General features: G+C 71.8%; 21 protein-coding genes. 13 read left to right on the top strand and 8 right to left on the bottom strand.

The window, feature by feature from the left end; translation table 11 throughout:
* Nucleotides 1–8 precede the first annotated feature (8 nt).
* Genes OE229_RS02060 through OE229_RS02035 form a run of 6 tightly spaced genes read left to right on the top strand, consistent with a single transcriptional unit; the run spans nucleotide 9 to nucleotide 5,917 of the window.
* Nucleotides 9–1,334, top strand: a complete 1,326-nt coding sequence (locus tag OE229_RS02060; RefSeq protein WP_182064438.1) for an ABC transporter substrate-binding protein — start codon at nucleotides 9–11, stop codon at nucleotides 1,332–1,334.
* Nucleotides 1,335–1,343: 9 nt separating this feature from the next.
* A complete protein-coding gene (locus OE229_RS02055; RefSeq protein WP_111028912.1) occupies nucleotides 1,344–2,321 on the top strand; it encodes a carbohydrate ABC transporter permease in 978 nt (325 codons plus the stop codon).
* Entirely contained in the window at nucleotides 2,318–3,178 is an 861-nt protein-coding gene (locus OE229_RS02050; protein WP_247737303.1) for a carbohydrate ABC transporter permease, read from the top strand. Before OE229_RS02055 ends, OE229_RS02050 begins: the two co-directional genes overlap by 4 nt.
* The gene (locus OE229_RS02045) at nucleotides 3,175–3,948 is read left to right on the top strand and encodes a hypothetical protein (protein WP_209132401.1); all 774 of its coding nucleotides are present in this window, start codon (nucleotides 3,175–3,177) and stop codon (nucleotides 3,946–3,948) included. The genes OE229_RS02050 and OE229_RS02045 overlap by 4 nt, the downstream gene beginning before the upstream one ends.
* A 34-nt stretch (nucleotides 3,949–3,982) precedes the next feature.
* Nucleotides 3,983–4,177, top strand: coding sequence for a hypothetical protein (locus tag OE229_RS02040; protein ID WP_017887924.1), 195 nt, complete (start codon nucleotides 3,983–3,985; stop codon nucleotides 4,175–4,177).
* Nucleotides 4,178–4,231: 54 nt separating this feature from the next.
* Nucleotides 4,232–5,917: a bifunctional 3'-5' exonuclease/DNA polymerase gene (locus tag OE229_RS02035; RefSeq protein ID WP_262139511.1), complete on the top strand. Its 1,686-nt coding sequence runs from the start codon at nucleotides 4,232–4,234 to the stop codon at nucleotides 5,915–5,917.
* A 21-nt stretch (nucleotides 5,918–5,938) separates the two neighbouring features.
* Here the strand turns inward: OE229_RS02035 and OE229_RS02030 are convergent, their stop codons facing one another.
* A complete protein-coding gene (locus OE229_RS02030) occupies nucleotides 5,939–6,484 on the bottom strand; it encodes a cysteine hydrolase family protein (RefSeq protein WP_262139509.1) in 546 nt (181 codons plus the stop codon).
* Between the two features lie 77 nt (nucleotides 6,485–6,561).
* Here OE229_RS02030 and OE229_RS02025 point away from each other — a divergent pair, with 77 nt between their 5' ends.
* The 5 genes from OE229_RS02025 (at nucleotide 6,562) to OE229_RS02005 (ending at nucleotide 12,922) form a co-directional block, all read left to right on the top strand.
* Nucleotides 6,562–7,380: a phosphatase PAP2 family protein gene (locus OE229_RS02025; protein ID WP_262139508.1), complete on the top strand. Its 819-nt coding sequence runs from the start codon at nucleotides 6,562–6,564 to the stop codon at nucleotides 7,378–7,380.
* Between the two features lie 132 nt (nucleotides 7,381–7,512).
* Nucleotides 7,513–9,108, top strand: a complete 1,596-nt coding sequence (locus OE229_RS02020; protein ID WP_262139507.1) for a serine/threonine-protein kinase — start codon at nucleotides 7,513–7,515, stop codon at nucleotides 9,106–9,108.
* A gap of 59 nt (nucleotides 9,109–9,167) precedes the next feature.
* Nucleotides 9,168–12,380 carry a GH92 family glycosyl hydrolase gene (locus OE229_RS02015; RefSeq protein WP_262139506.1) on the top strand — a complete coding sequence of 1,071 codons (3,213 nt, stop codon included), beginning with the start codon at nucleotides 9,168–9,170 and terminating at the stop codon, nucleotides 12,378–12,380.
* A gap of 34 nt (nucleotides 12,381–12,414) precedes the next feature.
* On the top strand, nucleotides 12,415–12,645 hold the full coding sequence (locus tag OE229_RS02010) for a hypothetical protein (RefSeq protein WP_017887929.1): 231 nt from the start codon (nucleotides 12,415–12,417) through the stop codon (nucleotides 12,643–12,645).
* 64 nt (nucleotides 12,646–12,709) lie between these two features.
* Nucleotides 12,710–12,922 (top strand): hypothetical protein, encoded by a 213-nt coding sequence (locus tag OE229_RS02005; RefSeq protein ID WP_262139504.1) that lies wholly within the window; start codon nucleotides 12,710–12,712, stop codon nucleotides 12,920–12,922.
* A 93-nt stretch (nucleotides 12,923–13,015) separates the two neighbouring features.
* Here the strand turns inward: OE229_RS02005 and OE229_RS02000 are convergent, their stop codons facing one another.
* From OE229_RS02000 to OE229_RS01985, 4 genes are read right to left on the bottom strand one after another with little or no spacing between them, the layout of a single operon-like run.
* Nucleotides 13,016–13,543 carry a GNAT family N-acetyltransferase gene (locus OE229_RS02000; RefSeq protein WP_262139502.1) on the bottom strand — a complete coding sequence of 176 codons (528 nt, stop codon included), beginning with the start codon at nucleotides 13,541–13,543 and terminating at the stop codon, nucleotides 13,016–13,018.
* A 37-nt stretch (nucleotides 13,544–13,580) separates the two neighbouring features.
* Nucleotides 13,581–14,519, bottom strand: coding sequence for an aldo/keto reductase (locus tag OE229_RS01995; RefSeq protein WP_111045854.1), 939 nt, complete (start codon nucleotides 14,517–14,519; stop codon nucleotides 13,581–13,583).
* Between the two features lie 51 nt (nucleotides 14,520–14,570).
* Nucleotides 14,571–15,191, bottom strand: coding sequence for a CG0192-related protein (locus tag OE229_RS01990; RefSeq protein ID WP_262139500.1), 621 nt, complete (start codon nucleotides 15,189–15,191; stop codon nucleotides 14,571–14,573).
* 49 nt (nucleotides 15,192–15,240) lie between these two features.
* Nucleotides 15,241–15,996 carry an SDR family NAD(P)-dependent oxidoreductase gene (locus OE229_RS01985; protein WP_262139498.1) on the bottom strand — a complete coding sequence of 252 codons (756 nt, stop codon included), beginning with the start codon at nucleotides 15,994–15,996 and terminating at the stop codon, nucleotides 15,241–15,243.
* Between the two features lie 34 nt (nucleotides 15,997–16,030).
* On the opposite strand from OE229_RS01985, the gene OE229_RS01980 reads away from it, so the two are divergent.
* On the top strand, nucleotides 16,031–16,897 hold the full coding sequence (locus OE229_RS01980) for a putative RNA methyltransferase (protein ID WP_262139497.1): 867 nt from the start codon (nucleotides 16,031–16,033) through the stop codon (nucleotides 16,895–16,897).
* 13 nt (nucleotides 16,898–16,910) lie between these two features.
* Here OE229_RS01980 and OE229_RS01975 read toward each other — a convergent pair whose 3' ends face one another.
* The gene (locus OE229_RS01975) at nucleotides 16,911–17,444 is read right to left on the bottom strand and encodes a hypothetical protein (protein WP_262139496.1); all 534 of its coding nucleotides are present in this window, start codon (nucleotides 17,442–17,444) and stop codon (nucleotides 16,911–16,913) included.
* Between the two features lie 91 nt (nucleotides 17,445–17,535).
* Complete coding sequence (locus OE229_RS01970; RefSeq protein ID WP_209134893.1) at nucleotides 17,536–17,955, bottom strand: VOC family protein; 420 nt, start codon at nucleotides 17,953–17,955, stop codon at nucleotides 17,536–17,538.
* Between the two features lie 62 nt (nucleotides 17,956–18,017).
* On the opposite strand from OE229_RS01970, the gene OE229_RS01965 reads away from it, so the two are divergent.
* The gene (locus OE229_RS01965; protein ID WP_262139493.1) at nucleotides 18,018–18,974 is read left to right on the top strand and encodes a helix-turn-helix transcriptional regulator; all 957 of its coding nucleotides are present in this window, start codon (nucleotides 18,018–18,020) and stop codon (nucleotides 18,972–18,974) included.
* Here the strand turns inward: OE229_RS01965 and OE229_RS01960 are convergent, their stop codons facing one another.
* Nucleotides 18,975–20,063 (bottom strand): Abi family protein, encoded by a 1,089-nt coding sequence (locus OE229_RS01960; protein ID WP_262139491.1) that lies wholly within the window; start codon nucleotides 20,061–20,063, stop codon nucleotides 18,975–18,977. It abuts the gene before it with no gap.
* Nucleotides 20,064–20,281 lie beyond the last annotated feature (218 nt).

Raw genomic sequence — 20,281 nt, 5'->3', positions numbered from 1 at the left:
ACACCCCGATGACCGCACACATCCCCACCCGAGGAACCGGCGTGCGCCGCGCACTCCTCGGCGCCGTCGCCGCGCTCGGCGCGGCAGCGCTCCTGGCCGGCTGCTCCTCGTCGTCCGGAGCGTCCGGCTCCGGCGGCGACTACGAAGCCGCGCCGAAGGACACCAAGGCGTCCCTGACCTACGCCGTCTGGGACGAGAACCAGGTGCAGGCGATCAAGGCCAACCTGAAGGGCTTCAACGAGGAGTACCCGGACATCAAGGTGAGCGTCGACGTCACGCCGTTCGCCAACTACTGGACGAAGCTGCAGACCCAGGGCTCGAGCAACACGCTGCCCGACCTGTTCTGGATGAACGGCCCGAACTTCCAGCTGTACGCGGCCAACGGCAAGCTCGCGCCGATCACCGGCGAGGTCGAGTCGGGTGACATCGACGCGTCGAAGTACTCGAGCGCGCTCAACGACCTGTACACGTACGACGGCACCCAGTACGGCGTGCCGAAGGACTTCGACACCATCGGGGTCTGGGTCAACAAGTCGCTGTTCGAGCAGGCCGGCATGGACCTGCCGTCCAAGGACTGGACCTGGGACGACTTCCAGCAGACCGGCGCCGAGCTGTCCGAGAAGCTCGAGTCGAAGGGCGCGTACGGGGCGGCGGGCGGCATGGACGGCCAGACGACGTACTACAACACCATCCTGCAGGCCGGGGGATCGGTCGTGAACGCGGACGGCACCGAGTCCGAGTACGCCACGAAGGCCTCCGAGGACGGCCTGCAGTTCTGGACCGACCTGATCGACTCGGGGGCATCACCCTCGATCAAGCAGCTCACCGACACCACGGCCGACCAGTGGTTCACCTCGGGCAAGCTCGCGATGTACCAGGGCGGCAGCTGGTTCCGCTCCGCACTGACCGGCACCGAGATGGAGCAGGACGTCGTCGCCTACCCGCTGCCGAAGGGCAAGGAACAGGCGACCGTCATCCACGGCGTCTCGAACGTCGTGTCCGAGGCGAGCAAGGACAAGGCCGCCGCCCAGGCGCTGCAGGTCTACCTGGCGGGCAAGACGGCCCAGCAGCAGCAGGGCGACATGGGCGCGGTCATCCCGGCGTACGAGGGCACGCAGAGCGCCTTCACGAAGACGATGCCCGACGCCGACCTGCAGGTGTTCCTCGACGCGGTGGACTACGCGAAGCCGCTGCCGGTGTCGAAGAACACCGCCGCCTGGAACACCCTCGAGACCACCCTGCTGCCGAGCGCCTTCGACGGGTCGAAGCCCGTCGACCAGGTGGCAGAGGACCTCGCACAGAAGATGGACGCCGCCCTCGCCAAGGAAAAGTAGGACCCGCGCGTGACGATCAACACCGAGCGGCCCCCGGCCGCAGCCGCTCCCGCCCGGACGACACGTTCGTCCGGGCGGGGTGCCCCTGCTCCGCGAGCCGACGGCGGCCGAGCGCCACGACGGACCGACGGCTGGTGGCCGTGGCTCTTCGTGCTCCCGTTGCTCGTCGGCGTCGGCACCTTCTACATCTGGCCGATCATCCAGACGTTCTGGTACTCGTTCACCAGCTGGGGCGTCTTCGGGGGCGCCACGTTCACCGGCGTCGCCAACTACGTCCGGCTCGTCGGCGACCCGCAGCTCTACCAGTCGCTGCTCAACACGGTGATCTACACCGTGATCGTCCTCGCCGGGATCCCGATCGCTGTGTGGCTCGCCAGCCTGCTGAACACCCCGGGACTGCGGTTCGCCCAGTTCTACCGGGTGCTCTTCTTCCTGCCGTACGTCGCCATGCCCGCCGCGATCGCCCTGGTCTGGCGCATCATGTACAACGGCGACTACGGCATCGTGAACTGGTTCCTCGGGAACTTCGGCATCGACGGCCCGTACTGGATCTCGACCCCCGGCTTCGCGCTCATCGCGGTGAGCCTGGTCGGCCTCTGGTCGTCCCTCGGGTTCTCGATGATCATCCTCGGCGCCGGGCTCAAGGACATCCCGCCGGAGCTCTACGAGGCCGCGGAGCTCGACGGCGCGAGCCGGTGGCGACAGTTCCGGTCGGTGACCGTGCCGTTGCTCAGCCCGAGCATCTTCTTCGTGGTGATCGTCACGACGATCTCGAGCTTCCAACTGTTCGACCTGCTGTACGCGATCCTCGGCAGCACCAACCCGGTGATCCCGAAGACGATGTCGCTCGTCTTCTACTTCTACAGCGCCGGGTTCATCGACAACGACAAGGGCTTCGCGGCCGCGATCGCCATGGTGATCTTCCTGCTCATCGGCATCGTCACGCTCGTGCAGTTCCGCGTCCAACGGAAGTGGGTGCAGGGATGACGGCCACCGTCACACCGCCCCGGGCCGCACGTCGGCCCGGCCGTCGCGGCGGCAGCCACTGGTGGATCCACGTCGTGCTCGGCATCGGCGGGTTCGCGATGGCCTTCCCGTTCCTGTGGCAGATCGTCATGTCGCTGTCGACGAACGCGCAGGTGCAGTCCGTCACACCGGTCTTCTGGCCGGGGGAGCTGCAGTGGCAGAACTACGCGCAGGTCTTCGAACGCCTGCCGTTCCTGAGCCAGCTCGGCACCTCGGTGTACGTCACGATCATCCGCACGGTCGCGCAGATCGTCCTGTGCACGCTCGCCGGGTACGCCTTCGCCCGGATGCGGTTCCGCGGGCGGGCGGCCCTGCTCGCGATCGTGCTGTCGATCCTGCTCGTGCCCTCGCAGGTCTACCTGATCTCGCAGTACCAGATCGTGCAGGGGCTCGGCTGGCTCGACACCCTGATGGGGATCGTCGCGCCCGGGCTGTTCAGCGCCTTCGGCACGTTCCTGATGCGGACCGCGTTCCTGAACATGCCGCCCGAGCTCGAAGAGGCAGCGCGGATGGACGGCGCGAACCCGTTCCAGACCTTCTGGCGGATCATGCTGCCCCTGGCCCGTCCCTCGATCAGCGTGCTCGCGATCACGACCGTGCTGTGGTCGTGGAACGAGCTGCTCTGGCCGCTCGTGGTCTCCACCCGCGCCGAGGACATGCCGCTCGCCGCCGGACTCGCGACGCTGTCGAGCGACCGCACGATCGACTACCCGGTGTTGATGGCCGCCAGTCTGATGGCGATGGCGCCGGTGCTCATCATGTTCGTCGTGCTGCAGCGTCGTGTGATGGACGGGCTCGCGTCGTCCGGTCTGAAGTGACCATCGCGACCCCCGGCCTGGAGGCCCGTGCCGCGTCCGTCGCGGTCCTCGCCGCCGCCGTGGGGTCACCGGACGACTCCGCGACGGTGGCGGCCGCACTGGCCGCCACCGTCGCCGACGCGGGGCTCGCGGCGCGGGACGCGCTGCTGGTGGCGGCGCTCCGCGCCGCGGTGCCGGACAGCGCCGACGCCCTCGCGGAGCGGGGCCTCCCTCGTACGCTCGCCGAGGCCTCCGTCGCCGACGTCGACCGCAAGCTCGCGCGCTACGGACTGCACGGCACCGGGCTCGAGTGGCTCGTCGCCGTGGTGACCGGGCGCGTGGTGGCCGTGGGGCGCCTCCAGTTCGAACTCGGCGACCACCTGGCGGACGGCACGCCGGCCTGGGGCGTGCACGTGCCGGAGACCGGGCCGCTCGACCCGGTGGCCTGCCACCGCTCGTTCGCCCGTGCACCCGAGGTTCTGCGCGGCCTCGCACCGCAGCTCGCTGCCGACCGGTGGCAGTGCCGCTCCTGGATGCTCGATCCGGGTCTGCCGGCCGCGCTCGGTCCCGACGCCAACCTCGTGCGGTTCGCCCGGCGCTTCCGTCTCGTCCCGCCGGGGGAGCACGATGCGTCCGAGGGGGACGCCAGCGTCGCGAAGTTCGTCTTCGGGGTGCCGCTGGCGACCGCTCGGTCCGCGGCGCCGTCCGGTCGGTTGCGCGCGGCCGTGCTCGACCGGTGGGCGAGCGGTGGGCACTGGACCGAGCGGACCGGCACGGCGCCGGTCACGTGACCGCCCGCAGCCGCGGCCGCGTACCGTGCACGGCATGACGAAGCCCGATCACGACCACCTCGACGACGGCGTCGACATGACGTTCGAGGAACGACGACAGGACACGTTCCGCCGCATGTCCGGATCCGACGAGCACGACGCCGATCCGAGGGTCGAGGTCTCCCGTGCCGAGGACGGCGACGTCCGCATCGACGTCGCCGACACCGCGGCGGTCCGACCCGGCGAGTGACCCCCGTTCCGGCCCTGGTCCACCGGGGTCGGTGGGGCACGGCATGATCGTGTCGTGCACCTCGTCCTCCGCCGCGTCGACGGCGGCGTCCTCGCGACGCCCCTGACCGACGCGGGGACCGCCCGGGGCGAGCCGACCAGCCTGGACGAGCCGGGCCTCCCGGCCTTCGTCGCGGCGCACGATGCACCGGGCGTGCGCTGGGTGTGGGACGACACCGCGCGCTGGTACCCGGCCGTGCTCGCCGCGGGTGGTCGGGTCGGTCGCTGCGTCGACCTGCGCCTCGGTCGTCGTGTCCTGCGGGCCGCGCTCGCGGCGCGGGGATCGGCGCTCGCCGCTCGGCCGGCCGACGCCCTGGACGCCCCGGTCGCGGAAACCCGCGTGGTCCGGCCGACGCAGGCCCAGCTCTTCGACGACGCCCTGTTCACGGCTTCCGTGCCCGACGACGAGGTCGATCCGGTGGCGGAGTTCCGCTCCCAGCTCGCCGCGGTGGCGGGGTCGAGCGCTCCGGGTGCGCTCCGCCTGCTGCTCACCGCGGAGTCGGCCGGTGCGCTCGTGGCGGCAGAGATGCTGCACGCCGGACTGCCGTGGCGTGCCGACGTGCACGAGCGGCTGCTCGAGGACACCCTCGGGCCGCGCGTGCCCTACGGGGTGCGGCCGCGACGCCTCGAGGAGATCGCCGCCGTCGTGCGCGAGCGCCTCGACGACCCCGGTCTCAACCCGGACTCACCCGCCGACGTCCTGAAGTCGCTGCGCCGGGCCGGCCTGATGGTCACGAGCACGCGGAAGTGGGAGCTGCAGGAGATCGACCACCCCGTCATCGAGCCCCTGCTCGAGTACAAGCGCCTGGCGCGACTGCTCACCGCCAACGGCTGGACCTGGCTCGACGACTGGATCCGCGACGGACGGTTCCACCCGAAGTACGTCGTCGGCGGGGTCGTCACCGGGCGTTGGGCGGCCGACGGCGGGGGAGCGATGCAGTTGCCGAAGGGCATCCGCGGGGCGGTCATCGCCGACCCCGGGTGGAAGCTCGTGGTGGCGGACGCCGCGCAGCTGGAGCCCCGGGTGCTCGCCGCGATGTCCGGCGACCGGGCGATGGCCGCTGCCGGCGACGGGCGCGACCTGTACGACGGCGTGGTGGCCTCGGGTGCGGTGGAGACCCGGCAGCAGGCCAAGGTGGCGATGCTCGGAGCGATGTACGGGGCGACCCAGGGCGAGGGCGGGCGGCTCGTGCCACGCCTGGTCCGAGCGTTCCCGCAGGCGCTCGACATGGTGGAACGGGCCGCGCGGGCGGGGGAACGCGGCGAACCCGTGACGACGCTGCTCGGGCGGACGTCACCGGTGCCCGAGGACTCGTGGTTCGAGGCGCGGAACCAGGCGTACACGGTCGAGGGGACACCGGCGATGCAGCGTGCGGTCGAGTCCCGCGCCCGGAGCTGGGGACGGTTCACCCGGAACTTCGTGGTGCAGGGGACCGCGGCCGAGTGGGCGCTCGCGTGGATGGGGTCCCTGCGGTCGCGGCTGCTCGCGCGGTTCCCCGGAGCCGTGACGGACGGGCCGCACCTGGTGTTCTTCGTGCACGACGAGATCGTGGTGCACGCCCCGGCGGAGCACGCCGAGTGGGTGGCAGAGCAGATCCGGGAGGCCGCCGTCGATGCCGGGCGTCTGTTGTTCCAGGACTTCCCGGTGACGTTCCCGCTGTCGGTCGCGGTCGTGGGGGCGTACTCGGAGGCGAAGGACTGAGGCGGGTGCCTGGAGCGGCGATCACCCCGCCGCCGCGAACTCCACCCGGTCGTGCCGTGCAGTCGCGAAGCGCTGGCCGGGGTAGCGCAGCCCGGCGAAGTACATGTTGGTGTGCGCGACGATCTGCTCACCGGTAATGACGACGCCGTCGTGCTCGGCATCGGTCGTCGTGTGCGCGTCGGAGACGAGGGTGACGTCGAACCCGCGTACCGCTGCTGCCTGGGTCGTGGTGCGCACGCAGTGGTCACTCTGGGCGCCGGCGACGACGAGGTGCCGCACCTGGAGCGCCGAGAGGACGTCGGCGAGATCCGTGTCCGCGAACGAGTCCCGGTACGTCTTGCGGACCAGCGGTTCCCCGGGGACGCGTTGGAGCGGAGCGGCGAGTTGCCACTCCGGTGAGTCGACCGCGAAGTCGTCGTGGTCCTGCACCCAGATGACCGGGATGCCCGACGCGCGTGCCCGATCAACGAGCACCGCGGTCCGCTCGAGGACGCTTTGGGCGTCGAAGCAGTCACGCACGACGCCCGCCTGCAGGTCGATGACGACGAGTGCGGTCGAGGAAGCCATGACGTGATTGTGGCAGTGTGGCGCGCCGTGCTGCACTGCCCGGGACGGCTCCCGGCGGGTTCGGGCAGGGTGGACCGATGCAGACCGAACGCGGGGACGCCGCCGACCGCACCGTCGGCGAAGTCGACCTGACACGCTGGCGCTCGCGGGCCGGCCGCAGTGTCGCCGGTGCGTGGACCGCGCTCGGCAAGCGCTTCGGCGCCATGCCCGTCCTGCTGCTGACCCTCGCCGTGGGCCTGGGCGTCGCCGTCCTCGCCACGTGGATCGCCTCCGAGGTCTACGACGCCGTCCGGGAAGCCGACGACGTCGCCGTGCTCGACCGACCGGTCCTCGACTGGGCGCTCACGCTCCGATCGCCCGCAGCGGACACGCTCGTCACCTGGTGGACCGACATCGCCGGCACGATCGGGATGCCGATCGTCGCGCTCGGCTTCCTGGTCGGCTTCACGATCCAGCGCCGTGCGTGGACGCCACTGGTGCTCCTGGTCGCCGCGAGCGGTGGTTCGCTGCTCATGACGATCGCGGGCAAGGACCTGATCGGTCGCGCCCGTCCGCCGCTGTCCGACGCGGTGCCGCCGTACGAGACGTCGCCGTCGTTCCCGTCGGGGCACACGCTCAACTCCACGGTGATCGTGGGCACCATCGTGTACCTGTTGCTCCTGCGGCAGTCGCGCGTCGTCACCCGGGTGTGGACGATCGTCGTGGGCACCCTGTTCGTGCTGTCGGTCGGGGCGTCCCGGGTGTTCCTCGGGCACCACTGGCTGACCGACGTCCTGGCGGCGTGGGCGCTCGGACTCGCCTGGCTCGCCCTCGTGATCACGGCGCACCGGTTGTACCTGACGGCGCTCCACCACGGTGCCGAGCCCGCGCCGGACGTCGACCGAATCACTTCGTGAGCAGAAGAGGTCGGGTCGTTCGCCCGCACCCGACGTCTTCTGCTCACGAAGTCGCAGGGCCCCGCTCCGCCCCGCCAGGCCCCGCGCCCGAACGGCAGAGCGCCGTCAGCCGCGACCGGTAGGTTGCCGGGCATGGAAGAACGGGTCTTCGGCGGCAGGTACCGCGTCACGGGCACGCTCGGACACGGTGGCATGGCGTCCGTGTACCGCGCGGTCGACGAGCAGCTCGGCCGCGAGGTCGCGGTCAAGGTGTTCCGCATCGGCCCCGTCGACCGCGGTGAACGCGCCCGCGCCGAGGCGGAGATCCAGACCCTCGCGACGCTGCGCGCGCCAGAGCTCGTCACGCTCTACGACGCCGCACTCGACGACGTCGACGGCGACTCGTACCTCGTCATGGAACTCGTGCCGGGCAGTGACCTGGCGACCCGTCTGCGCGAGGGCCCGCTCGACCCCGCGACCGCCGCCCGCCTGGGTGCGCAGGTCGCCGACGGCCTGGCCGCCGTGCACGTGCAGGGGATCGTCCACCGTGACGTGAAGCCCGCGAACGTCCTGCTCGAGAGCGACGGCCGGCACGTCAAGCTCGCCGACTTCGGGATCGCCCTGCTCCGTGACGCCTCACGGGTGACGGGGACGGGGACCGTGATGGGGACGGCCGCGTACCTGGCCCCGGAGCAGGTCCTGGCGAAGGAGATCACCGGCAAGGCCGACGTCTACTCGCTCGGGCTCGTGCTGCTCGAGTGCATGACCGGCCGCCAGCCGTTCCCGGGCAGCGCCGTCGAGTCGGCCACCGCCCGGCTCACCCGTTCGCCCGAGATCGACCGGCAGCTGCCCACGGCCTGGCGCACGCTGCTGCACGTGATGACCGCGCAGGACCCGGCGGAGCGACCGACGGCAGCCGAGGCGGCCGAGCGCCTGCGCGCGCTGGGCCGCGACGAGCCGACGAACGCGACGCAGCTGCTGCCCGGCGCACCCGGTGCGGTGACGGCTGCGGCCGCCGGCGCTGCGGGGGCCGCGGTCGGCGCCGGTGCTGCCGCAGCGGCGAACGCGGACGACCGGACGCAGGCGATGCCGGCGAGCGAACTGCCGAACGGCGGCGCGCGTCCGGGCGACGACGCCACCCGCGTCCTCGACACGCAGCGTCCGCACCCCGCCGACGACGTCTCGACGACCGTCCTCGGCGCCCAGGCGAACGGCCGCGGCGCATCGGGCCCGAGCGGGCCGACCCCGCCGCCGGTCACGCCCCGCCCGGTCCGGGGCGACCAGCCGGAGGACCAGCCGGGGAAGAAGAAGCGCGGACCGCTCATCGCCACGATCATCGTGATCGTCCTGGTGCTCATCGGCATCGGGGTCGCGGTGTTCGCCCTGAACGGCGACGACGACGGCACCCCGGCCCCGACGGACACCACGTCGACCGCCCCGACCGAGCAGCAGCCGTCCGAGGACCCGGGCGAGGAACAGCAGCCGAGCGAACCGGCCGAGCAGCAGCCGTCGCAGGAGCAGCAGCCGTCGCAGCCCGCCGAGGAACCCAGCGAAGGGCCGAGCGAACCGACCCAGCCGGAGCAGCCCACGCAGGACCCGCCCGTCGGCCCGGAGCCGAGCACCCCGGCCTCGAACCCGGTGCAGGAGCCGCAGGACGGCACCGGCGCCGCCGACACCGGCGCGATCGACACCACGTCGGACACCGCTCCCGGCAAGTCCGGCAGCGCCCCGGGACACAACAAGGGCTGACGACCGGCACGGACACGCCGGGGTTTTCGTCCAGTCCCTGGAGCAAATAGGCTCGATCCGTGCGAGAACTGCAACGGAGCGGTGGTCCGACGACGGCCGTGGCCGCTCGGAACGGTGTCGGCTTCGGTTCCGCCGAGGCCTGGCTCGTCGAACGACCAGCGGATGCGTGCGTGGCCGAGGCGATCGTCCCCGGGTTCGCCGCGCGCACCATCGCCGCCGGTGACGAGCTGTCCTGGGTCTGGTTCCCGGAGCGGACCCTGCCCGACGGGGCGTCGGAACCGACGGAAGCGGACCTGCCGCACTTCTGGGATGCCACGGCCTTCGCCGTCGACGTCGTCTTCACCGACGGCTCGCGGCTGCGTGACCACGCCGGGGTCCGCGACCAGTACGGCGACGCGGTCACCCCGCACGCGCAGGACGCGGCCCGCAAGCTGTGGGTGGACCAGTGGAACCGTCGCGCGGTCGACCTCACGCCGTTCGCGGGGCTGGTCGTCGACCGCCTGGAGGCCCGGCTCGGCTCCGACGCACCGGCTGCGGCCACCGACGCCGAACGTCCCGCACTGCGTGGCTGGCTCGACGCCGTCCGGATCGGTCCCGCGCGGACGACCCCGACGTCCCCGCTCGGCCACGTCCGGACGACCCGTGGTACCCAGGCCTCCTCCCGGTTCTCCCGCGGCAACAACGCCCCGCTCGTCGGTGTCCCGCACGGCGGGGTGTTCGGCCTGCCGATGACGGACGCCTCGAGCAACCGCTGGCCGTACGCGTACCAGGAGCACGACCGGCTCGACGACCAGGGGCGGCTCCGCCCGGCGATCCAGGCCTTCGCGACGAGCCACATCCCGTCGCCGTGGATGGGCGATCGCGGGGTGTTCCAGGTGATGCCCTCGCCACTCAGCACCCCCGACGTCGAGCGGGCCGCCCGGGCGCTCGGGTTCGACCACGAGGACGAGCAGGACGGCCCACACCGCTACCGGGTCGCCCTCGACCACGGTGTGACCGCCGAGCTGACCGCGGGCGAGTTCGCCCTCGGGTTCCGGTTCACCGGTACCCGCAGCGTCGTGCTCGACCACCACGGCCGGGTGTCCGACGTCTCCGTGACGGTCACCGACGGTACCGCCGTGGTCGAGGCGCTCCTGGACGACCGCCCCGGCACCCCGCCGCACCACGTGCACCTGCGGGTCGCCGGGGTCACCGCCGACCACACGACGGTCGGCGAGCACGAGCTGCGCGGCTGGCTGTCCGTGGGGGAGGCCAGGGGCACGGACGCCCCGGTCGACGTCCTGCTCGGCATCTCGACCGTCTCGATGGAGGACGCCCGCGCGAACCTCGACGACGCCGGCGCGTTCGACGCCATGCGGTCCCGTGCCGAGGCACTGTGGACCGAGAAGCTCGCGACGCTGACCTTCGACGGCGCGACCCCCGACCAGCTGACGAGCCTGTACTCCGGCCTGTACCGGCTGTTCCTCTACCCGAACCGCGCCGGGGAGACCGCCCTGACCGGCACCCCGCGGCACCGCTCTCCGTACGGCGCCGTGCTGGCGGACCCGATCCGGGACGAACCCGGGCCGGAGATCGTCGAGGGCCCGTTCACCACCACGAACGGCTTCTGGGACACCTACCGCACGGCCTGGCCGCTCCTCGGACTCCTGACCCCCGAGACCGCGGGCGAGCTCGCGCAGGGTTTCGTCGAGCACCACCACGACGGCGGGTGGACGCCCCGCTGGAGTGCTCCCGGCGCCGAGGACTGCATGACCGGCACCACGAGCGACACCGTCTTCGCCGACCTCGCGGTGAAGGGCGTGCGCGGCTTCGACCTGGCCGCGGCGTACCGGAGCGCGGTGCGGAACGCGACCGTCCCGCCGCGTGACGAGCGCGTCGGACGCAAGGGGAGCCTCCCGGGCGCCTTCCGCGGCCACGTCGACACGGCGACCCCCGAGGGGATGTCGTGGACCCTGGACGCGGCCATCAACGACTGGGGGCTGGCCGTCATGGCGGGCCTGCTCGCGTCACGGGCGCGGACGCCCGCCGACCTGTCCCGCTACGAGGCCGAGGCCGAGTGGTTCGCCCGCCGGTCGCTGCAGTACCGGCACGTCTTCGACTCCGAGCGCGGGTTCTTCATCGGCCGCGACCCGGACGGCTCGTGGCGGGTCGGCACCGAGTTCGACCCGCGCGACTGGGGCGACGACTACACGGAGACGAACGCGTGGGGCACCGCGTTCACGGCACCGCACGACGGCGCCGGCATCGTCGACCTGCACGGCGGGCCGGAGCGGTTCGACGCGGCCCTCGACGCGTTCTTCGCGACCCCCGAGACCGGCGCCCTGGCGCGGTCCGGCTCGTACGGGTTCCCGATCCACGAGATGACCGAGGCCCGCGACGTCCGGATGGGCATGCTCGGGCTGTCGAACCAGCCGGCGCACCACATCCCCTTCTTCCCGATGTTCACCGGGCGGCACGACGACGCGCACCGCATCGTCCGCGAATCGCTCGAGCGTCTGTTCGTCGGGTCCGACCTCGGCCAGGGCTACCCGGGCGACGAGGACAACGGCGAGATGAGCGCTTGGTACGTCTTCGCGACCATCGGCCTGTACCCGCTGGCGCCGTCGACCGGCACCTACGTGCTCGTGCCGCCGTCGGTCCGCAGGACGGTGCTGCGGCAGCCTGGGCCCACGCCGCCGGTTCCTGACCGACGCGCCAGCGGCGGGCAGGCCGTGCCGGTGGGGAGAGGATCGCCTACCGTCATCGAGATCGCCGCCGGCTCCGCAGGCGGGTACGTGGCGTCGGTGACGGTCGACGGCTCGCCCTGGACCTCGGTCACCATCCCGCATAGCGTGGTCGTCGCCGCGTCGCGGATCGAGTTCACCCTGTCCGACGAGCCGCAGGGATGGGCGTCGGACACCCGTCCCGTCTCGGCCTCCAATGTGCACGGCCACCGGGACGCCCCGGTGGACGTCCTGCCGGTCGGGGCCTCGGCGCTCACCGACGACACCGGCCGCACCGTCACGGCGCTCGCCGTGGGGGAGTCCGTGTCCTTCGACGTGACGTGCCCGGCCGCGTCGTTGTACACCGTGACGGCGGCAGCGCCGGGGTCCTACTCGTGGCAGGTCGGCCTCGACGACGCCGTCACCGCTGTCGACGGCGCCGAGTTCACGTGGGCCGGCCAGACCCGGGTGTTCCGGATCCTCGGCGGTGGGTCGTCGTTCACGTTCACCGCCGGCACCGACCTGGCGCTGACGCAGCTCGAGCTCATCGCGGCCGACGGACAGCGTTGACCCGACGTTCACCGAGCGGGAGCATGCTCGCCCCATGTCGATGAGCGCACCGTTCGATCCCGAACAGCAGGGCCGGTCCATCCCCGTGGACGGCAGTGACGAGTCCGAACTCGAGATGGAGGAGGACCGCGGCGCGGACGTCGGCGACGACTCCGCCGACCCGAGCGTCTCGCCCGTCAGCCACCACGACGAGGACGAGGCCGGCGGCGGCCCGGTGTTCCGGCGTCCGCACGCCGGCGAGCGGCTGCACCCGGACGACCTCTGACCGTTCCGGGGCTCCTCCGGGGTTTCTTGGGCGATTGCCAAGCGGCTCGGGCATGCTCGTGCGCATGTCGATCGCGAACTCGTGGGACCCGTCCGGTGGCCGTGCAATCCCGGAGGACCAGGTCCGTCAGGACGGGCTCGAACTCGACGAGGACCCGGCCGTGCTCGGGATCTCGTTCGACGTCGTGGGTGGCGCCTCGGCCGATCCCGCCGGGGTGTCCCCGGTCGACGTGAACGTGCCGACACCGCGGTCTGCGGACTCCGCCTCCGACGACTAGCGCGCGCCTGGTCGAATCGGGCGTACCTGGTCCGGAGTTTCGACCAGGTACGCCCGGAAGCGCCTTGCATCGCGCGCGTTCTGGGAAGGAACGTCAGCGTGCGCCGACGCCGGGGACGCGGTACTTGAACCCGACGTGCGAGCCGGTGAAGCCGAGGCGCTCGTAGAACCGGTGCGCATCCGTGCGGGCGGCGTCCGACGTGAGCTGCACGAGCGGGGTTCCGAGCTCCGGTGCTGCGACGTCCGTGACCCACCGCACCAGCGCGCTCCCGATGCCTCCGGAGCACAGCGCACTGCTGACCCGCACCGCCTCGACGAGCAGTCGGGTGGCACCACGACGAGCCATCCCCGGGATCCGCGTGAGCTGCAGCGTGCCGACGAGTCGACCGTCGGTGTCCTCGGCGACGAGCAGCGCGTTCGCCGAGTCGTCCACGATCGATCGGAGTGCCTCGGCGTACTGCGGGCGGTCCTCCGGCGCAGCGACGTCTCCGCGCGCGGCGCTGATCGGGTCGTCGGACAACAGCGTCATGAGTGCGTCGAGGTCCGCTTCCGTGGCGTTCCGCAGCGTCACCACGCCGGAGCGTGTGGCCAGACGGACGGGCAGGACGAGGTCGTGGAGCACGACCCCACCCTGCCCGAACCGACGGGGCGGTCCTGGTTCAGGGAACGGTGTGTCCTGCCGCGGTGAAGATCCGGTACCACTCCTCGCGCGACAGCTCGACGTCCGAGCCGGCTGCCGAGTCCCGCACGCGCTGCGGGTTCGTCGTGCCGAGGACGACCTGGAAGTGCGCGGGGTGGCGGGTGATCCACGCGACCGCGATACCGGTCGGGGTGACACCGTGCGCGGCTGCGACCTCCTCGAGCACGTCGTTCAGCTCGGCGTACTGCTCACGGTCGCCCAGGAAGACGCCGTCGAAGAAGCCCTTCTGGAACGGCGACCAGGCCTGGAGCGTGATGTCGTTGATGCGCGAGTAGTTGAGGATGTCGTTGTCGCGGTCGACCGACTGCTCGAGGCCGCCCATGTTCGCGGTCAGGCCCTGCGAGATCACGTTGGCGTGGGTGATGCTCAGCTGCACCTGGTTGAACGCGAGCGGCTGGCGGACGTGCTTCTTGAGCAGGTCGACCTGGCCGGGGGTGTGGTTCGAGACGCCGAAGTGGTGCACCTTGCCGGCGGCGTGCAGCTCGTCGAAGGCCTTCGCGACCTCTTCCGGCTCGACCAGGGCGTCGGGGCGGTGCAGCAGCAGGACGTCGACGTACTCGGTCTGCAGTGCCTCGAGCGACTCGTGCACGGACTCGAGGATGTGCTCGTACGAGAAGTCGAAGTAGGCGCCCTTCGGCGTCGGTCGGATGCCGACCTTGGTCTGCAGCACGATCTCGGCGCGCTCCGCGGGCGACAGCGTGACGGCCGCGCCGAACCGCTCCTCGCAGCCGTGCCACTCGCCGTAGACCGCCGCGTGGTCGAACATGTTCACACCCGCATCACGCGAGGCGCTGTAGAGCGAGCGGATGTCCTCGTCGCTCATGTCGTTGATCCGCATCAGTCCGACGACGACGTCGGAGGCGGTGAGGTCTGTCTGTGGCAACTCCAGTGTCTTCACGCCGTCGATCCTGCCAGCCGGTCCCCGGCACAGGCAGGCCCTGCCAGTACCTCAGGCGCGTTCTGGCAGCAGGACGGCGAGCACCTCGGAACCGTCCGTCCACGTCCCGGTCAGCGTCTCGCCCTCGGGCAGGGCCGTGCCGACGGCCCGAGCGATGACGAGGGTGCCGTGGTCGGTCGCGATCGACGTCACGGCGTCCGCGGTGGTCGCTCGCACCGAGGTGACGCTGGGGGAGTCGGGTTCGGAGCCGCTACCGCGGGCCCAGGCGTCCTTCGGCCGCTGTCCGGCACCGTTGGCCAACTCGAGCTCCGCTTCGTGCCCACCGGTGACGATCGCTCGGCGCAGGACGTCGGCGTGGACTGGATCGCCCACCGCGTCGTACACCCACCGTCGCCCGAGCACGGAGTGGTCCATCTCGGTGACCAGGAACGCGTCGGCGCCGGGCAGCGGTGCGTCCCGGTAGGTCAGTGGCGCCTGCAGGACCCGGCCGTCCTCGGTGCGGACGAGCAGCACTTCGACGCCGACCTCGCCGGCGGGGTCGTCGAACCGGAACTGCCCGATGACCTCGAGCGGTGCTCCCGCGACGACGCCGCTCCACGCCTGGTCGGGGAGCCAGGCGGCGAGCGCCTCGGCCTTGGAGGGGCGGAGGGTTGCCTGCTCGATGACTGCCATGTCCCGACCGTACTGCCGCGAAGCACCCCGCCGCCGGCACACGTCGAGCTCAGTGGACGGAGAACCCGCCGTCCACCGCGATGGACTGTCCGGTGACGTAGGCCGACCCGGGCCCGGCGAGGAACACCGCCGCCGCGGCGAAGTCCGACGCCAGCCCGTTCCGGCCGACCAGCGTCCGTGCGGCGAGGGCCGCCACCGTCGCCGGGTCGGAACCGAGCCGCTCGTTGAGCGGGGTGCGCACGAAACCGGGGACGAGGACGTTGGAGGTGACCCCCTGCGCGGACCAGGCCTCTGCCTGGGACCGGGCCAGCGCCTCCAGGCCGGCCTTGGAGACCCCGTACGCGCCGCTGGCGGCGAAGGGGCGGTGGGCCTGCTGCGAACTGATCGACACGATCCGTCCGTACCCACGGGCCGCCATGCCGGGTGCGAGCCGCTGCCCGAGCACGAACGGCGCGTCGAGGTTGACGGCCATCGTGGCGTCCCAGGTGGCCTCGTCGAGTTCGGCCATCGGTGGCCGGAGGTTGATGCCGGCGGAGTTCACGAGGACGTCGACGTCGCCGGCCGCATCGGCGAGTGCGTGTGCTCCGGCGCGCGTGGACAGGTCCGCGACGACGCCGTCGGCGGACCCGCCAGCAGCGCGGACGTCGTCGACCGTCGCGTCGATGGCGGACCTGGTCCGGGCGGCGACGAGCACGTGGGCTCCCGCGTCCGCGAGCGCGGTGGCGATGGCGCGGCCGATGCCGGAGCTGCCTCCCGTCACGAGTGCGGTGCGTCCGTCGAGGCCGAAGAGCTGCTGCAGCGACATCCGGTCAGGCTACCGAGGCCCGTACGCTGGGCCGGTGCGTGACGACCTGCTGCCGATGCTCGCCTGCCCCGTGTGCGCCGAGCCCCTCGGTCGCGTCGACGGCGGCCAGGTCGGCTGCCCGAACGGTCACCGGTTCGACGAGGCGAAGCAGGGCCACCTGACGCTCCTGCCCGCGAAGCGGCGGGCACTCACGGCGGACACCACCGAGATGGTCGACGCGCGGCTGCGGTTCCTGGGGCGCGGGCACTACGCGCCCGTCGAGCGGGTGCTCGCCGTGATCGTCGCGGACGCCACCGCGCCCGGCATCGTGCTCGACGTCGGTTCGGGTCCGGGGACCTACCTGGCGCATGCGCTGCGCGCGGCGGACGGGAGGCCCGTGGTCGCGCCGGACGCGCTTGCACCTGTCGGCCGGCAGCCGACTCGACGACTGGGGGTGGCGTTGGACCTGTCGGCCGTCGCGATCCGGCGTGCGGCACGCGCCCACGAGCGGGCGGGGGCCGTCGTCGGTGACGTGACCGAGCGCCTCCCGGTCGTCGACGGCGCTGCCGCGGTCGTGCTGGACGTCTTCGCACCCCGCAACCAGACCGAGTACGCCCGCGTCCTGCACCCCGACGGCGTGCTCGCGGTGGTGACCCCGCGGACCGGCCACCTGGCGGAGCTCGCCGAGGCGACGATCAGCGTGGACCCGGAGAAGGAGCGCCGGCTGCACGACTCCCTGACGCCGTCGTTCGCGCTGCGGTCCTCCGAGGACCTGATGTGGACGATGGACCTGTCGGCGGAGGACGTCCACGACGTGGTGCACATGGGACCGAGCCACCACCACGTCGCGGCGGAGCAGGTGTTCGCGCCGACGAGTGTGACCGCGACCGTGACGGTCAGCACGTGGAGCCGCTCGGGCTGATCCTCCGACCTGATCAGCGCTCGCCGACGTCCCGCGGACTGCCCTGTTCGGCCCACCGACGGGCGGTGTGGGCTCGCCCGCGCACCCGGTCGACGGCCATCCCGGTCCGAGCGAGCAGGAGGACGGCGCCCACGCTCCCGGCTCCGATCGGCGTCACGAACAGTCCGAGGTCGATCCCGGGCATCCGCCACCAGTCGATCGACCACGCGGCGACGAGTGCGAACCCGAGCAGGAGCGCGCCCGTCCACCACCACCGCCCGGGGATCCGGACGGTACCGAGCCCGGCGAGCACGAGGAGCGCCCAGCACCCCTCCGGCGCGAAGGACCGTGGGTCGTTCGTACCGCAGCTGGACACCGCGCACTGCCACTCGACCTGGTCGGCCACGCCCGCGTACCAGTGGAACAGCAGCGCGGCAGCGACGACGGCGATGAGTGCGACCGGTGGCCCGATCCACCGCCACACGCTGCCGACCCGCGAGCGGCGTCGGCGGGCGGCCGCCCATCCGTCCCCGAGCTCGTAGCCGGGCATCGGACGGAACTCGGGCATGCCAGCACGCTACCGGCGGCCGGTTTCCGTGGGGAAGCGGTTCACAAACCGAGCGTCGGTGCGGCCGGGCCGTCCCGACCGCACCGCCGCGTCACTCGGTCGGCGCCGCGACGTCGAGCTGCCAGACCACGCCGAACCGGTCGCGCAGCTGCCCGGCCAACGGTGCCCAGGCCGAGGGCTCCAGGGGCTGCCGGACCTCGGCGCCGTCGGACAGTGCGGCCCAGTACCGCTCGATCTCGGCGGTGTCGTCGCCGTGCACGAACACGTAGAAGGCGTTCGATCCCTGGTCGTAGGGCTGGCCGGGCCAGACGTCGAAGGCCATGATCCGGAAGCCGGCGTCGGTGGACACCTGGCCGAAGACGATGCGGTCGGCCCAGGCCGGGTCGTCCAGGGCGCCCATCTGCCCGTACGTGGCGGCGGTGACCTCGCCGCCGAAGACCGATGCGTAGAAGTCGAGCGCCGCGCGGGCGTCGCCGTCGAAGTTGAGGTGGGTTGTCGTTTCGATGCTCATGGGACGAGGATGACGGGCAATGCGGTCAGATCGTGTCCGCTTCTCGGACGAAGATGGACGACATGGCCGGACCCTCCGCACGCATGCTCGCGCTGCTCTCCCTGCTGCAGGTGCACCGTGACTGGCCGGGCGACGAGCTGGCCGGACGGCTCGAGGTCAGCCCCCGCACCGTCCGCCGCGACGTCGATCGGCTCCGCGGCCTGGGGTACCGGGTCGAGGCGCTCCGCGGCCCGGCCGGTGGCTACCGGCTCGAGGCCGGCTTCGACCTGCCCCCGCTGCTGTTCGACGACGACCAGGCGGTGGCGATCGCCCTGGCGCTCGCCGTGGCGCCGGCATCGGGGGCGGACGTCGCCGAGTCGGCGGCCCGTGCCCTCGCGACCGTTCGGCAGGTGATGCCCGCGCGCTTGCGGTCCCGGGTCGACGCGGTGCAGGCCGTGACCGCGACGAGCCGGACCACCACGCACCCGGAGGTCCTGGTGGCGGTGAGTGAGGCCGTTCACCTTCGCGAGGTGTTCCGCTTCGGGTACGGCGAGGACGAGACCCCGCACCGGGTGGAACCGCACGCCGTCGTCGCCCGGAACGGTCGCTGGTACCTGCTCGACTGGGATGCCGACCGCGACGACTGGCGCACCCACCGCATCGACCGGATCACGCCGCGGATGCGCACCCGAGTCCCCTTCACGCCGCGACCGATCCCCGGTGGCGATGCGGCGGCGTTCGTGTCTGCGCGGTTCAAGGGGTCCGCGATCGACGACGTGTGGCCCTGCACCGGCTCGGTGTCGATGACCGCGGGCGATGCGCGGCGGATCGCGCCGTACCGGCCCGAGGACGCCGTGGTCGAGCAGCTCGAGGGGGACCGCGCCCGCGTCACCCTCGGGTCGTGGTCGTGGGACGGACTCGCGAACGTGGTGTCAGGACTTGCGGTCGACTTCGTCGTCGCGGGTCCGGAGGAGCTCGTCGAGGCCGTGGCAGACCTCGCTGACCGGTTGCGGGCGGCCGGCACGCGTGGCCCAGCGTGATCAGTGGCGACCTGTCCAGAGCGCGTGGTCCAGCCAACCGGCGCCGACACCCATCGACGAGAGATCGAGGTGTTCGTTGCTCGGGAAGGCCCCGAGGAGAGCGGCCACGCGCTCGGCCCAGTCGTGGTCGGACGGGATCGACCTGAGCAGGTAGGCCATCACCGCCAAGGTGTTGTAGACACCGAACTGCTTCGGCGCATCGGTTCCCGAGAGATGTGCGAGGTGCGGTACCGCACCGGACCTCGGCCGTTTCGGGACCACGACCAACTTCCGGTTGAACAGACGCGCATGGTGTGCTGCGACGTTCCGGACGTAGTTGACCGAGGCGAGCCAGCTCAGCATCGTCTTCTTGGTCGGGACGCCGAACTCTCGGGCGATCCGGGTGGCGACGTCGTTCCGGAGGCCGCCGTACAGCCGAGCGAGGTGTCCCAGCTCGAGGATCTCGGTGAGTGCCCAGATGGGCATCCGGTCGTCGTACTTGGTGCGGAAGTGGGCAACGAACGATTCATCCGACGAATCCTGCCGTTCGCGGACGCGCTGTAGCCAAGCAGTGTGCGGGCTGGAGCCATCAGGCGCATCGGCCCGGTGTGCGGTGAACGCCTCGGTGAAGAGTGATCCGTCTTCGTGAGCGAAGGGGCCTTGCTCTCCGAGGACGTGGCCGACCTGGGTTCGAACGGCCACCTCGATCCGCTCGACACCTTCGATCACCAGGAGCCGGAGACTCCGATCGAAGGCGATGAGTGCTTCGGCTGCGGCGAGTTCCGTCCCTGCTCGGTACCGGTCCTGGACCTCGATGTGCCGACGGCCGTGGTCGTCGATCTCGACCGAGGATTCACGGAAGGGATACAGGTACCCGGTGAGGCGGTAGTAGCCGACTTCGCGTAGTACCGAGCCCGCGACGCCCCGATCACCGATGCGGACTCCCTTGGAAGCCAGCTTCTCGATCTGCTCACCGATCGAGAGCCACGGCTTCACGTACTCCATGCGCCCCCCCCAGACAAGAAAATCGGCCCGAGCCGTGAGGCGAGCGGGCCGATCGTGATGCTGAGACTCTACCGGATCCGCGTCACAGGATCGAGCGCTCTCCACAGGCGTTAGGAGCGTGCATGCGTCGGCCAGGGCGGCGTGAGGGAACCGTTAGGAGCGGTCTGGAGGCGCGGCGCAGGACCCAGCATCGGTTCGGCACCACTCGTGGTGCCGGTCCGCGTCACCCGGCGCGGACACCGCAGATCTTCTGGAGTCCCTCGTGTTCGACGTGTTCGTCGTCGCCGGTGTCCTCGCCGTGTTCGGCGTGGTGGCACTGATCG

The organism is Curtobacterium poinsettiae, from assembly GCF_025677645.1.
Classification (GTDB): domain Bacteria; phylum Actinomycetota; class Actinomycetes; order Actinomycetales; family Microbacteriaceae; genus Curtobacterium; species Curtobacterium poinsettiae_A.
Note: the sequence above shows the minus strand (reverse complement) of the source record. Positions and strands in the feature narration are given on the sequence as shown.

Bases quoted from the DNA above. Each gene is read 5' to 3' on its own strand.
- OE229_RS02020 (WP_262139507.1), top strand. From the start codon at position 7,513: ATGGAAGAACGGGTCTTCGGCGGCAGGTACCGCGTCACGGGCACGCTC.
- OE229_RS01970 (WP_209134893.1), bottom strand. From the start codon at position 17,955: ATGAGCATCGAAACGACAACCCACCTCAACTTCGACGGCGACGCCCGC.
- OE229_RS01985 (WP_262139498.1), bottom strand. From the start codon at position 15,996: ATGTCGCTGCAGCAGCTCTTCGGCCTCGACGGACGCACCGCACTCGTG.
- OE229_RS01990 (WP_262139500.1), bottom strand. From the start codon at position 15,191: ATGGCAGTCATCGAGCAGGCAACCCTCCGCCCCTCCAAGGCCGAGGCG.
- OE229_RS02050 (WP_247737303.1), top strand. From the start codon at position 2,318: ATGACGGCCACCGTCACACCGCCCCGGGCCGCACGTCGGCCCGGCCGT.
- OE229_RS02030 (WP_262139509.1), bottom strand. From the start codon at position 6,484: ATGGCTTCCTCGACCGCACTCGTCGTCATCGACCTGCAGGCGGGCGTC.
- OE229_RS02025 (WP_262139508.1), top strand. From the start codon at position 6,562: ATGCAGACCGAACGCGGGGACGCCGCCGACCGCACCGTCGGCGAAGTC.
- OE229_RS02060 (WP_182064438.1), top strand. From the start codon at position 9: ATGACCGCACACATCCCCACCCGAGGAACCGGCGTGCGCCGCGCACTC.
- OE229_RS02010 (WP_017887929.1), top strand. From the start codon at position 12,415: ATGTCGATGAGCGCACCGTTCGATCCCGAACAGCAGGGCCGGTCCATC.
- OE229_RS02040 (WP_017887924.1), top strand. From the start codon at position 3,983: ATGACGAAGCCCGATCACGACCACCTCGACGACGGCGTCGACATGACG.
- OE229_RS02005 (WP_262139504.1), top strand. From the start codon at position 12,710: ATGTCGATCGCGAACTCGTGGGACCCGTCCGGTGGCCGTGCAATCCCG.
- OE229_RS01975 (WP_262139496.1), bottom strand. From the start codon at position 17,444: ATGCCCGAGTTCCGTCCGATGCCCGGCTACGAGCTCGGGGACGGATGG.
- OE229_RS01965 (WP_262139493.1), top strand. From the start codon at position 18,018: ATGGCCGGACCCTCCGCACGCATGCTCGCGCTGCTCTCCCTGCTGCAG.